This is a genomic window from Nocardia sp. NPDC059236, assembly GCF_042754085.1.
In the GTDB taxonomy this organism is placed as follows: domain Bacteria; phylum Actinomycetota; class Actinomycetes; order Mycobacteriales; family Mycobacteriaceae; genus Nocardia.
In genome coordinates this window covers 256,148-269,831 of sequence record NZ_JBHZAF010000002.1, presented here as the reverse complement: position 1 = coordinate 269,831, position 13,684 = coordinate 256,148, and the positions used below count along the sequence as shown (strand labels likewise).

The 13,684-nt window shown below is 70.3% G+C and carries 4 protein-coding genes; all 4 read left to right on the top strand.

From position 1 onward, the window contains the following. Window positions 1–270: 270 nt before the first annotated feature. The 4 genes from ACFXIV_RS06305 to ACFXIV_RS06290 are packed head-to-tail and all read left to right on the top strand — an operon-like array spanning window position 271 to window position 13,675. Window positions 271–1,194: an acyltransferase domain-containing protein gene (locus tag ACFXIV_RS06305; RefSeq protein WP_379398084.1), complete on the top strand. Its 924-nt coding sequence runs from the start codon at window positions 271–273 to the stop codon at window positions 1,192–1,194. A 3-nt stretch (window positions 1,195–1,197) separates the two neighbouring features. Then, entirely contained in the window at window positions 1,198–2,424 is a 1,227-nt protein-coding gene (ccrA, locus tag ACFXIV_RS06300) for a crotonyl-CoA carboxylase/reductase (protein WP_379398082.1), read from the top strand. Then, window positions 2,421–7,418 carry a type I polyketide synthase gene (locus ACFXIV_RS06295; protein WP_379398080.1) on the top strand — a complete coding sequence of 1,666 codons (4,998 nt, stop codon included), beginning with the start codon at window positions 2,421–2,423 and terminating at the stop codon, window positions 7,416–7,418. The genes ccrA and ACFXIV_RS06295 overlap by 4 nt, the downstream gene beginning before the upstream one ends. Then, window positions 7,415–13,675 carry an SDR family NAD(P)-dependent oxidoreductase gene (locus ACFXIV_RS06290; protein WP_379398078.1) on the top strand — a complete coding sequence of 2,087 codons (6,261 nt, stop codon included), beginning with the start codon at window positions 7,415–7,417 and terminating at the stop codon, window positions 13,673–13,675. The genes ACFXIV_RS06295 and ACFXIV_RS06290 overlap by 4 nt, the downstream gene beginning before the upstream one ends. The last annotated feature ends 9 nt before the right edge of the window (window positions 13,676–13,684 follow it).

Here is a 13,684-nt window from a genome sequence, read left to right as displayed (position 1 = left end):
GGAATTATTCGCCTTGACACCTTCTGGAACCGGTTCTAGATTTGGAAGTGCGTCCCACACGGGCGGGGCGCGGCACAGCGCTGATGCGCAATGGGGTATCGGGGGGTTCTCACGGTAGGAATCACGAAAGACATTTCTTTCGTGTTCTTTTCGTTGCTGCTTTCTTCGAGAAGCTCGCGCGCATGGGCGGGAACTGTTACGCAACCGAATTTCTACGGTTGACAAAGGGGGGATTTCGCGACCCTTCGTCGGCTGGAAAGGGTCCGCGGTGTGACTACTTCTTATCTGCTCGGGGGACATATCCCACTGACCGATTCCTCGGTCCGGGAATTCTATGACCGGTACCCGGAAATTCGCCGCTCGTACGAGGAGACCGCCGAGTGGACCGGGGTTTCCGTCCCGGAACTGCTGGAGGGCGGCCGGCACACCGAACGCGAATTGCTGCACGCCTTCGATGGATTGCGTCAGGCGGCGCTGGTCCTGGGGCTGCACGATGTGCTGGCGGCGCGCGGCGTCCACCCGGACGCGGTCGGCGGGATCAGCCTGGGCGGACTGCTCAGTGCCTGCCTGGCGGGCGCCGTCGATCGGCGTGAGCTCTTCGAGATGCTGCACTATCACCGGCTGGTCCCGCCGCAGCCGGCCGGCACCCGGGCGCAGGGAATGGCCGTGGCCGCCTTGCGATTCGGCGACGACCCCGAGGACTACTACGGCGAGCGGCGGCCCGGGGTGTACCTGGCCGCGGACTACGACGCCGCCTACGGCGGGGATGTGCACGTCATCGTGCTGTCGGGGTATGTCGACGCGCTCGAGGAGCTGGTGGCCCAGCACCCGCGCCGGATGCAGATGCTGGACGAGTATCCCGGCGCCTTCCACAGTCCGCTCGCGCAGTACGCGACCGACTTCATGGCGCCGCACATCGCCGGGATGACCTTCCGGGATCCGAAGATCACTCTGTTCTCGCCGCACGTCGCCGGCGCGGTGACCACGGCCGACGAGGTTCGAGACTTCTTCCTGTACAACCATGTCCGGCCGGTGGGCGTCAAACCGCTGATGACCGAGGTCGAGCGCATCGGCACCACCGCGGTGGTCGGACTCGGGCCGGGGCTGCCGCAGAGTCTCGTGGTGGAGCCGCGGACGATGACATTGATTCTCACGCCCGGCGAACTGGATGAGGCCGCGGAAGCGCTGAGGTGACCGGTGAAGAAGTCGCTGTACGAGCTCGGCGAGCTGCCGCCGGTCGGGTACGTCCCGCGGAAGATGCTGGCCTCGGTCATCCGCCCCGATCGCTACGGCGAACCGACCGACGCATTTCGCGAGGAAATCGTCGACGTCCCGGGGATCGGGCCGAACGAGGTGCTCGTCTATGTCATGGCCGCCGGGATCAATTTCAACAATGTCTGGGCGGCCCGGGGTAAACCGCTCGATGTGATTGCGGCACGGCGGAAGCGCGGTGCGGCCGAGGATTTCCATATTGGCGGTTCGGAAGGCTCCGGAATCGTCTGGGCGATCGGCGACCGGGTGGACAATGTCGCCGTTGGTGATTCGGTCGTCCTGTCCTCGTGCCTCTGGGACGAATCGGCACACGATATCCGGATGGGCGCGGACCCGATGACATCGTCGAGTCAAAGTGTCTGGGGATACGAGGAGAATTTTGGTTCCTTCGCCCAATTCACGGTGGTGCAGGACTATCAGTGCCATCCCAAACCGGCGCGGCTGTCCTGGGCCGAAGCCGCGGCCTTCATATTGACGGGCGCGACCGCGTATCGCCAGTTGCTGGGGTGGCATCCGAATGTGGTGCGGCCCGGCGATCCGGTGCTGATCTGGGGCGGCGCGGGCGGGCTCGGTTCCATGGCCATCCAGATCGCCCGGGCCTACGGCGGGCGGCCGGTCGCGGTGGTCTCCAGCGTGGAGCGTGCGAAGTACTGCGCGAAACTGGGGGCCGTCGGTGCGGTCGACCGGCGCGAATTCTCCCATTGGGGAAGGCTTCCCGACATCAGCGACGAGACCGGGATGGCGGCCTGGTTCGCGGAAGTGCGGCGCTTCGGCGCCAGGTATTGGGAAGCGCTCGGTGCGAAGCGCGCACCGCGGATAGTCCTCGAGCATTCGGGGCAGGACACCATCCCGACGTCGATCTACCTGTGCGACAACGCGGGCATGGTCGTCATCTGCGGCGGGACCACCGGGTACAACGCGGATATCGACCTGAGGTACCTGTGGATGCGCCAGAAACGTTTGCAGGGATCGCATTTCGCGAACCTGCAGCAGTGCCGGGCCATCACCGAGCTGGTGTCGACCGGCGACATCGATCCGTGCCTGTCGCAGGTCGGCGCGTTCGCCGACATCGGAAAGATGCATCAGTTGATGTGTGACAACGAGCAGCCGCCCGGAAACATGGCGGTGCTGGTCAACGGGGGGCCGTCGTGACAGATCATGTTCTTGCCGAAGACTCGATCGCCGTGGTCGGAATGGCGTGCCGCCTGCCCGGCGGCATCGACTCGCCGGATTCGTTGTGGCGCAGCCTGATCGAAGAGGGGGACGCCGCTGCAGAGGTCGTCGGCGAACCGGACGGATTCGATCCGGAATTCTTCGACATCAGCCTGCCCGACGCCGAAGCCATGGACCCGCGCCTGCGGCTGACGCTCGAGACAGGCTGGCAGGCACTGGAGTACGCCGGGATCGACCCGGCAATGCTGCGGGACAGCGACAGCGGCGTCTACGTCGGCGCCCCGGGTGGCGACTACGGCCGCGTCGCCACCATCCTGGGCTTCCGCGGCCCCGCGATGAGCATCGACACGGCGGGCTCGGCCGCACTGGTCGCCGTGCATCTCGCGGCGCGGGCGATCGCGGCGGGTGACTGTTCGCTCGCCCTGGTCGGCGGGGCCGGCGGACCGCACGAGGGTGTGGCGGTCCTGGTCCTGTCGCGGTTGTCCGAGGCCCACCGCCGTGGTTACCAGGTGCTCGCCGTGCTGCGCGGCTCCGCGGTCAATCAGGAGGGTGCCGCCGGGTCCGGCGCGCAGGAGGGTTTGATCCGGGCCGCCCTTTCCGATGCTGAACTCGCGGCCGCCGACATCGATGTCGCCGAGGGACCCGAAACCGGCGCTGCAGCAGCAGGACTCGCTGGCGTACTCACGATGATTCAGGCTATCCGGCACGGGCTCGTGCCACCCACCGTGGCTGCCGCCCCGGCCGCCCCGTGGCCGGAACACGACCGCCCACGCCGGGCGGCGGTGTCGGCGTACGGGGCGAGCGGCACCCATGCCCGTGTCATCCTCGAGCAGGCCCCGCCCGAGCCCGCGCTCACGCCGGTCGATCCCACCCGGCGGGTGCCCCTGACTGTGTGGCCGTTTTCCGGCCGGACTCCGGAGGCGCTGGCAGAGCAGGCCGCGCGCCTGGCCGACCACGTCCGGGCGCATCCGGAATTCACTGCCCGCGAGGTGGGTCACGCCCTGACCACGACCCGCACCGTGTTCGACCATCGCGCGGTGGTCCTGGGCCGCAACCGTATCGACCTGCTGGCCGGGCTGGCGGCCATCGCGGACGGTAAGCCGGTCGGGCCGATTCGCGGGCGGGCCGCCGATCGCCGGGTGGTCTTCGTCTTCCCCGGGCAGGGCCAGCAGTACCAGGGCATGGCTGCCCAGTTGCTGGCCGAGTCACCGATTTTCGCCGCCGAGATCGCCGCGTGCGAGGCGGCGCTGTCGGAGTTCGTCGACTGGTCACTGACCGATGTGCTCACCGAGGCCGAGGGCGCGCCGTCGCTCGCGCACGTCGACGTGGTGCAGCCCGCGCTGTTCGCGACGATGGTTTCGCTTGCGGCGCTGTGGCGTTCATTCGGCATCGAGCCCGCCGCGGTGCTCGGGCACTCGCAGGGCGAGGTGGCGGCCGCCTATGTGGCGGGCGCGCTGTCGCTGTCCGACGCCGCCCGGATCGTGGCGCTGCGCAGCAGACTGCTGCGCGAATTGGACGGCACCGGCGGCATGGCCTCGATCAATGCCCCGGTGGCGCGGGTGCGCGAACTCATCGCGGGCATCGACGATCTGCACATCGCCGCCGTCAACTCTCCGACCGCCACCGTCGTCGCGGGCGGGGTGGACCGCGTGGCCCGCATACTCGAGGTCTGTGAGCGAGCGGCCGTGCGGGCGAGGCGGATTCCGGCCGACTGCGCCGGTCACACCGCTCATGTCGATGTCCTGCGGGAGCGGCTCGACGCCGCCGTGGCCCCGATCACCGCGCGGGCCACCGGCATCACCTTCTTCTCCACCGTCACCGGCGGGGTGCTGGCCGGCGAACAGCTGGGCCCGGACTACTGGTTCCGCAACCTGCGCGCGGCGGTGAGTTTCGAGGCAGGCTTCCAGGCTGCGGCCGATTCCGGATACAACGCCTTCCTCGAGATGAGCGCGAACCCGGTGCTGATCGCAGCCATGCACGAATCCCTCGGCGCCGCAGCCGATTCCTGTCTTGTCACCGGCTCGCTCCGGCGCGACGACGCCGGTATCCGGCGCCTGCTGGCCTCCGTGTCCGAGGCCCATGTCGGAGGGGCGTCGCCGCAGTGGTCGACCATCTACCCGGTCGGCTCCGCACGACCGATTCGGTTGCCCACCTATCCCTTCCAACACCGGACGTACTCGACGGCCGGCGTGGTGGAGACGGGCGGCGAGGAGCCCGGCGACCTCGGTCTGGCCGCGGCCGGGCACCCGCTGCTCGGCGCGGTGGCCGAGGTTCCCGGCGCGGACCGCTTCCAATTCGTCACCCGCGTCTCCCGGGCGACCCGGGGCTGGATCGCCGATCACGCCCTGCGCGGCACCGCGGCGCTGCCCGCTGCGGCGCTGGTGGAGCTGGCTTTTCACGTGGGCGGCCGGCTCGGCGTCCCGCGGGTCCGGAAGCTGACCGTGCACGAACCGGTCACACTGCCCACCGCGGGCGCAGTGGATCTGCAGGTCGTGGTCGGCGAACCGAGGGAATCCGGTCAGCGCACGGTGGCCGTCTTCTCCAGCCCAGAGGACGCGGATGCCCCACTCGGACAACGCCATTGGACCCGGCACGCGGACGGCGTGCTCACTTCGGCCTCCAGGACCGCGGATACCGACACCCACGGGCTCACCGTTTGGCCCCCGGTCGGTGCGGCGCCGGGTTTGGAGCCCGGTCCGGTATACGAGACCCTCACTGCGCTCGGCTACCGGTACGGCCCGGCTTTCCGAGGCGTGCGGCGCATCTGGCATCGCGGCGACGAAATATTCGCCGAGGTCGCCCTGCCCGATTCCGTGGCTGACGCGGACAACTACGGACTGCATCCGGCACTACTGGACGCCGCCCTGCAACCGGTCTTCGCGGCTGCTACGCCCTTGCAGGCGGACGCGATCCGGCTCCCGGTGGTATGGGAAGACGTGGAACTGCATGCGGTGGGCGCGAATACGCTCCGAGTGCGGCTGACCACCGCGGGGACGGACCGTTTTCGCTGGGCGCTCGGCGACGGCACCGGCCGGATCATTGCCGAGGGCACCGTGGGAATGGGTGTCGTCGCACCGACCGAGCGCGCCGCCGGTGGATCTGCGCGGCAGAATGCGCTCTACAGCGTCGACTGGCTGACTGTGCAGGCGTGGCGGGGGCGTTACGCCACCCGCCAGGGCGAGTGGGCCATTGTGGGAGCGGAGCCGCTCGGGGTGCGCGGCGAGGCGGGTCCGGCCCGTTATCCGGATCTCGAATCCCTCCACGCGGCGGTGGATTCCGGAACAGATGTGCCGTCGGTGGTGGTGCTGTCCCGGGTGGCCTCCGCCGCCGTGGTCGAGCCGGGCGCGCGTCCGGCCCGGGCCCTGCGCGACGAACTCGCACTGATGCTGCGTCAGCTCCAAGCCTGGTTGGCCGCACCGCGATTCGCCGACACCAAGCTGGTCGTCCTCACCCGGGGCGTGCAGGCGGCCGAGGCCGTCGAGGACGTCTCGGATCTGGTGGGCGCGAGCGTGTGGGCGCTGGTGCGCACCGCGCAGTGGGAGCATCCGCACCGCATCGTGCAGGTCGATCTCGACGAGGCCGGCATCAGCCTGGATCAGATCGCGACCGTGCTGCGCCTCGACGAGCCCGAACTGGCCCTGCGGCACGGCGAATTCCTTGCCCGGCGACTGCGTTCCGGCATCGACCCGGTGGCATCCCCTGATCCCGGGCCCGCCGGATCCGGGCCGTCCGCCTTCGATCCCGACCGCACCGTGCTGATCACCGGTGGCACCGGCAAGATCGGCGGCATCGTCGCCCGGCACCTGGTCGCCGCCTACGGCGCCCGGCACCTGCTGCTCACCAGTCGCAGCGGCGGCAGTGCCGACGGAATCGCCGAACTGACAGCGGAATTGGGTGCGAAGGGCGCCGAGGTGACGGTCGCGGTCTGCGACGCGGGCGATCGCGACGCGCTGGCCGAGGCGATCGACGGCGTCCCGGCCGCGCATCCGGTCGGAGCGGTCGTCCATCTGGCGGCCACGCTGGCCGATGCGACCTTCGCCGCCCTCACCGAGGCACAGCTCGACGCCGTGCTGCCCGCCAAGGCCAATGGCGCCTGGCACCTGCACGAGCTCACTCAGCATCTCGATCTGTCGATGTTCGTTCTGTTCTCGTCATCTGCAGGCGCTTTCGGCTGGGCCGGCCAGGCCAACTACACGGCGGCCAATGTCTTCCTCGACAGCATCGCCCGATACCGGCATCGCCGCGGGCTGCCCGCCACCGCCATGGCGTGGGGCTGGTGGGCCGAGGACACCTCCAATACCGGTGGACTCGACGACAAGGGCCGGGCGCGGCTCGGCCGCATGGGTCTCACTCCGATGCCGACCGCCGCGGCCATGGAGCTTTTCGATGCCGCCCTGCGCACCGGACAGCCGTACGTCCTGCCGATCGGGCTCGACCTGACGCGGCTGACCGCGGCCGAGCCGACCGGCGAACCCGCCCCGCTCTTCCGGGCGCTGGCGCCCGTCCGGCCGCTGGCCGCACAGCAGGCGGGTGATTCGACCGAACTCGCCGCGCGCATGGCGGGGCTCGGTCCCGCCGAGCGGCACCAGGCAATGACCGACCTGCTCAAGACACCGGTGTCCATCGTGCTCGGCTACGCCACACCCGATGCGGTGCAACCGGATCGGCCGTTCGCAGAGATGGGACTGGACTCGCTCAGCTCTATCGAACTCGGGGCCCGGCTGCGGGCGATAACCGGGGTGAAGCTGGGCAATGCGGTGATCTATCAGCACCCGACGGTCAGGCTGCTGGCCAAGCACGTGCTGGACCAGGTCACCCCGCGGGCCGCCGAACTCGCGGCCCCGATCGTCGCGGAGGTCGAGATGCTGCTCGAGCGCCTGTCCGAGATCTACGACGGCGGTCCGATACCCGACGCGCTCTTGGCCCGCCTGACCGGCGTGATCGACGCCCAGCCGATGAGGACACCCGCATGACCATCGCTTCCGGCGAGCCCGTCGCAATCATCGGCATGGCGGGCCGCTTTCCCGGCGCCGCGGACATCGACGCACTGTGGGAGCTGCTCGACACGGGTGGTGACGCCATTCGCCCGGTACCCGCGCAGCGCTGGGACGCGAGCGCACCGCTGGACCGCGAGAAGCGGATCCAGGCGGTCGGCGGATTCGTCGACGGCGTCGACGGTTTCGACGCGGCGTTCTTCGGCGTCTCCCCGCGCGAGGCCGCCGATATCGACCCGCAGCAGCGTCTCATGCTCGAAATGGCCTGGCGCGCTGTGGAAGACGGCCGAGTACCACCGGAGGCGCTGCGCGGCACGCGCACCGGGGTCTATGTCGGGGCGTCCTGGCACGACTACGAGATCCTGCGCAGGCAGCGGGGTGTCGGTGCGAGCCAGCACAGTTCGGTCGGCAATGCCCTGGATGTGATCGCCTCGCGAGTCTCCTACACCCTGGGCCTGACCGGGCCCAGCATGACCGTCGAGACCGGGTGTTCCTCCGCGCTCGTCGGACTCGACCTGGCGGTCCGGGCCATCCGCTCGGGAGACATCGACGCGGCGCTGGTCGGCGGCGTGAATCTGATGCTCGCCCCGGACGTCTCGATCGGGCTCACCCACTTCGGCGGGCTGTCCGAGCACGGGCGGTGCGCGGCTTTCGGCGCCGGCGCGGACGGATTCGTCCGCGGTGAGGGCGTGGCCGCGCTCTACCTCAAACCGCTGCGGGACGCGGTGCTGGACGGTGACCGGGTGCGGGCCGTCATCGTGGCGTCCGTCGTGAACAACGACGGTGGCGGCGAGAGTCTGGTGACGCCCAGTGGCGCGGGCCAGCGCGACCTACTGCGGCGGGCCTACCTGGATCACGACTTGGACGTCGACCGGCTCGCCTATGTGGAGGCACACGGAACCGGGACGCGCCGAGGTGATCCCATCGAGGCGGAGGCGCTCGGGGAGATCCTGGGAACCGCGCGCAGTGCCGGCAGCGGACCGCTGCTGATCGGGTCGGTCAAGACCAATATCGGTCACCTGGAGGCGGCCGCGGGCATCGCGGGACTGGTCAAGGCCGTGCTGTGTCTCGAACACGGCACAGTGCCACCGAGTCTGCACTCCGAGGTGCCGAATCCGGATATTGCCTTCGACGAGCTGAACCTGCGAATAGTGCGGGAGCGCACGCCACTTCCGGCGCACACCGATGTCCACATCGGCGTGAACTCGTTCGGGTGGGGCGGGACCAATGCACATGTGGTGCTACGTGGCGCGGCATCGACAGTGAGGGTGGTCAGCGAGGTTGCCCTCGAAACCAGACCCGAGCCAATGGGTTTCGTACCGGTATCCGCGCACACCATCGCCGCGCTGCGGCAGCGCTGCCGCGACATCGCGGATATGGTGGACGCCGAACCCGACCGGCTGGACGCGATCACCGCGGCGCTGGCAGGGCGGGCACCGGCCCTGCCGGTGCGGAGCGCGGTGCTGGGCGCATCGCCTCAGGAAGTGGCGGCGGCCTTGCGCCGCCACGCCGATGACCCGGCCGCCGAACTCCCGTCTGTGCTGACCGGCCGGGCTCACGACGTCGGCCGCACCGCCTTCGTCTTCCCCGGCCAGGGCAGCCAATGGCACGGGCTGAGTGCCGCACTGTACGGCCAGGATCCGGCCTTCACCGAGACGATCGACGCATGCGCTGCGGCACTGCGGCCGTACGTCGACTGGGATCCGGTCGCGGTGCTGTCCGGCGCCGCCGGACCGGGCTGGCTCGACCATGTCGATCAGGTGCAGCCGGTGCTATGGGCGCTGTCGCTGGGTATCGCGGCCGGGTGGCGGCGGGCGGGCATCGTGCCCGATGTCGTCATCGGCCACAGCCAGGGCGAAATCGCGGCGGCCACCATTGCGGGGCTGCTCAGCCTCGACGACGCCGCGCTCATCGTGTCCCGGCGCAGCGCGCTGCTGCGCTCGGTCGCGGGTACCGGCCGCATGCTGGCCGTCGAACTGCCCGTGGCCGAGATTCCCGCTGCCATCGCCGGATTCGAGGAACTCGTGGCACTGGCCGTGCACAACGGGCCGACCTCGTGCGTGCTCTCCGGCGATACCGACGCCATCGAGGCGCTCGATGAGATCCTCGCGGCCGACGGCGTTTTCTGCCGGATGGTGAATGTCGACTACGCCTCGCACAGCCCGCAGATGGCCGGGGTGCGGGTACCGCTGCAGGCCGCGCTCGCCGGGGTCGCATCGCTACCAGGCGGCACGGAGTCACCACTCGACGGCGTGGCGGCGCTGCCGGATGCCGTGGAGATGATGTCGACGGTCCGGCTGAAGGCCGTGACCGCCACCGACCTCATCGGCGACTACTGGGTGGAAAACCTCTGCAGCCCGGTACTTTTCGCCGAGGCGATGACCGCGGTGTTCGACGACGGCGTCACGCACGTGATCGAGATCAGCCCGCACCCGGTGCTGCTGCCCGCCGTGGAGCAACTGGCCGCCGAGCGCACCGACCCGCCGATGGTGCTGCCGTCGTTCTACCGGGACTGCGACCCCCGCGGCGAGCTGCACCGCAGCCGTGCCCGCGCCTTCGTCGCCGGACTGCGGCTCTTCGCGGCGGTCGCCGTGCCGGCGATCGCACTGCCACCGTATCCGCTTCGGCCGCAATCGCATTGGCTGCCGGATGCCGGGCCGGGTGCTCCGCGCGACACGGCAGCCGGCACGCTGCGAGTTCCGGTATACCCCAGCCGGCTCGAGCCGGGGGCCTGGCAGGCGACCGTCCCGATCGATCTGGAAACGCTGCCGTGGCTGGCCGATCACGTGGTCGGCGACGCGGTGGTGGTGCCGGGGGCCATGCTGGCGGTGCTGGCCATGGCGGTCACTCGCACCCACCTGGGCACCGGCCCGGCGGGCCTGTCGGGATTGCGGTTCGTCGAAATGCTCACCGTCGGTGACGCTCCGGTCCGGGTCGAGGTCACCCTGCGCGAGGACGTCCCGGCCGGGATCAGCTTCGAGATCGCGGCGCTGAACGCCGGCACGAACAGCTGGACGGTGCACGCGCGGGGCTGTGCCCTGCACACGCTCGAGTCCGCGACCGCGCCGCTGCCGTTCCCCTTCGGTCCCGGCGAGCCGACAATCGGCGACCCGATCCCGGTCGCCGATTTCTACGCGGCCTGCGCCCGCCGCGGGGTGGAGCTCGGCCCGGACTTCCAAGGCGTGCGGGAACTCCGGCGCTGGCGGGACGGCACGGCCTCGTTCGCACTGGCCAGGATCGCCCTGAGCGAACACGCCCGGGCGATGTCGCACCCCGGTGAGCTGCACGCCACGCTCGTGGACTGTGCCATGCAGGCCGGACTGGCCCTGTTCGACGGTGAGAACACCATCCTGCCCGGCGGCATCGAGGAACTGATCCTGGACGCCGAACCGGCCGGATATGTCGACGCCGCCTGGGCGTATGCCATCCGGCGCTCGGACACCACCGCCGACATCCACCTCTACGACGAGCAGCGCGCGCCACTGGCCCGCATCCTGGGCCTCGAGCTCATCTCGATCGACGACGACCGTGCCGACGCCAGGCCCTACGACCGGGAGCTTGCCTTCACCTGGCACGCGGTCGCGCGCGGCGAAACAACCAGCGCACCGGAATCATTCGCCGTCACCGGGTCCGCCGGAGCAGTCGGCGAGCTGACGGAGGCCCTGCGGCGGAGGGGCGCCGAGGTCGACGTCGCCGCCGATCGGGCCACGACTGTGGTCTTCGCCGCACCCGCGGCCCGGGACGGCCTGGACGCACAGCGCCGGGGCCTGCTCGAGCTCGCCGAACTCGTCGGCTCGTGTGTCCGATCGACTTCGGCGACACCGCGTCTGGTCGTGGTCACCACGGCCGCCCAGGCGGTCGGGACCGATGAGCGTCCTGATCCGGGCGGCGCGCTGTACTGGGGATTCGTCCGGGTCCTGCGTCGCGAACATCCCGAATTGTCGGCCGAGATCATCGATCTCGCCGCACCGCCCGACACCGAGCGCGGGGAGCTGTTCGACGACTGCGCCGCCGAACTCCTGGTCCGCACCGGTGAGGACCAGCTCGCCCTGCGCCCCGGGCAGCGCTACGCCGGACGCATCGAACAGGGCGAGCAAGCGGAAAGCACTGCGGCAGTGCGGCCCTGGCGAGTCACGGCACAGCCCTTCCGGCTCACGGTGACTCCCGGCCGCTCCTGGGAGGGTCTGCGCTACCGGCCCCTGGAAACCCGCCCACCGGGGCCGGGTGAGGTGCTGATCGAAATCGAGGCGGTCGCACTGAATTTCACCGATGCGCTGAAGGCGGCGGGCGCCTATCCCGACGACTCGGCGGGCCGCGACCTGCTCGGCCTCGAATGCGCGGGCGTGGTTCGCGCGGTCGGCCCCGAGGTGACCGGACGGGCTGTGGGCGATCGCGTCGTGGGCTGTGGATTCGGCGCGCTGGCCTCGCATCTGACGGTGCGCGCCGATCACACGCAACCGATACCGGATGCCCTCCCCGCCACCACCGCGGCGGCCCTGCCCATGGTGTCCACCACCGCCTGGTGCGCGCTGGTCACTATGGCCCGGCTCGCGCCGGGAGAGACCGTGCTGATCCATTCCGCCGCAGGCGGACTGGGACAGGCGGCCATCGGCGTCGCCCGTGGTCTCGGGGCGCGGATCATCGCCACCGCGGGCAGTGCGGAGCGGCGGGATTACCTGCGCCGCGCACACGGGCTCGAGCACGTCTTCGATTCCCGGACGCTGGGCTGGGCGGACGAGGTGCGGGCGGTGACCGGCGGGCACGGCGTCGACGTGGTGCTCAACTCGCTCTCCGGCCGCGCGATCGATCTCGGCATCGACGTGCTCGCCGAGGACGGCCGCTTCATCGAGGTCGGCAAGCGGGACATCCACGCCGATCGCCGGGTCGGGCTGCGGCCGTTCGCGAAGGGAATCAGCTTCGCGGCCGTCGATCTCACCGGATTGATGGCACGCCGTCCCGAGCGCTTTGCCGCCGCGCTGGCCGAGACGTGGGAGCAGATCGGCACGGGCCGGCTCGTTCCGGGACCCGTCACCGTGCACGACTTCGCCGACGCCGCCACCGTGCTGCGGGACCTGACCCGGGGCGAGCACACCGGCAAGGTGGTGCTCGCGAGTCCGGACACGGTGACCGACATCGTGCCGGAGCCATTGCCGGAGGGGCGTTTCCGCGCGAACGGCACCTATCTCATCACTGGTGGCCACGGCGCCCTGGGACGCAGCCTGGCCGACCATCTGCTCGCGAACGGTGCCGGCGCGGTGGCCCTGGTCGGCCGCAGTGCGCCGGACACGGTGGACACGGCATCGGTGCGCAGCTATCGGGCCGACGTCGCGGATTCGGAAGCGCTTACCGCTGTACTGGATTCGATCCGGGCGGAGCTGCCGCCGCTGCGCGGGGTCTTCCACGCCGCGGGCGTCCTCGACGACGCCACCATCCTCGGTGTCGACGCGGACCGCATGGAGCGGGTGCTGCGGCCGAAGATCGACGGCGCCCGGCACCTGGACGCGCTCACCGCCGATGACCCCCTGGATCTGTTCGTGCTGTTCTCCTCGGCCGCCGCGCTGATCGGCAACCCCGGGCAGTGCGCGTACGCGGCGGCCAACGCCTATCTCGACGCGCTGGCCGCGGCCCGCCGGTATGCGGGACGGCCCGGACTGAGCATCGAGTGGGGATACTTCGCGGAGGTCGGTCTGGCCGCGGCAGAACACAATCGCCACGCCCGGCTCACCGAACACGGCATCAGCAGCTACCCCACCGATGAGGCGTGGACCGCCATGGCCGCCTTCCTCACCGAGGAACGCACTGTCGTGGGGTACATGACCTTCGATCAGCGTCAGTGGTTCGACGCGTACCCCGATGCCGCCGCCCAGCCGAGCTGGCAGCTGCTGCGGCAGCGAGCCGCCGTCGAGTCGGCGGGGCGATCCGCCGGTGAATTCCACACCGCGCTGGCGGATTCGGCTCCCGCGGACCGGCACATGCTGGTACGGGACAAGATCACCGAGGTGGCCGCGCGCGTGCTCCGCATGCAACCGGCCGACCTCGACGCCCGGACACCCTTCAAGGCGCTCGGACTCGACTCGCTCATGAGCCTGGAGATGCGGAACCGGCTGGAATCCGCATTCGCGCTGCGGCTTTCACCCACGCTGCTGTGGACCTACGGCACCGCCGAGACCCTGGCGGGCGCGATCGGCGAACGGCTCGCCGCCTCGCTGTCCGCGGCCGGCGTGACCACCGGCTGACCCCTCAGG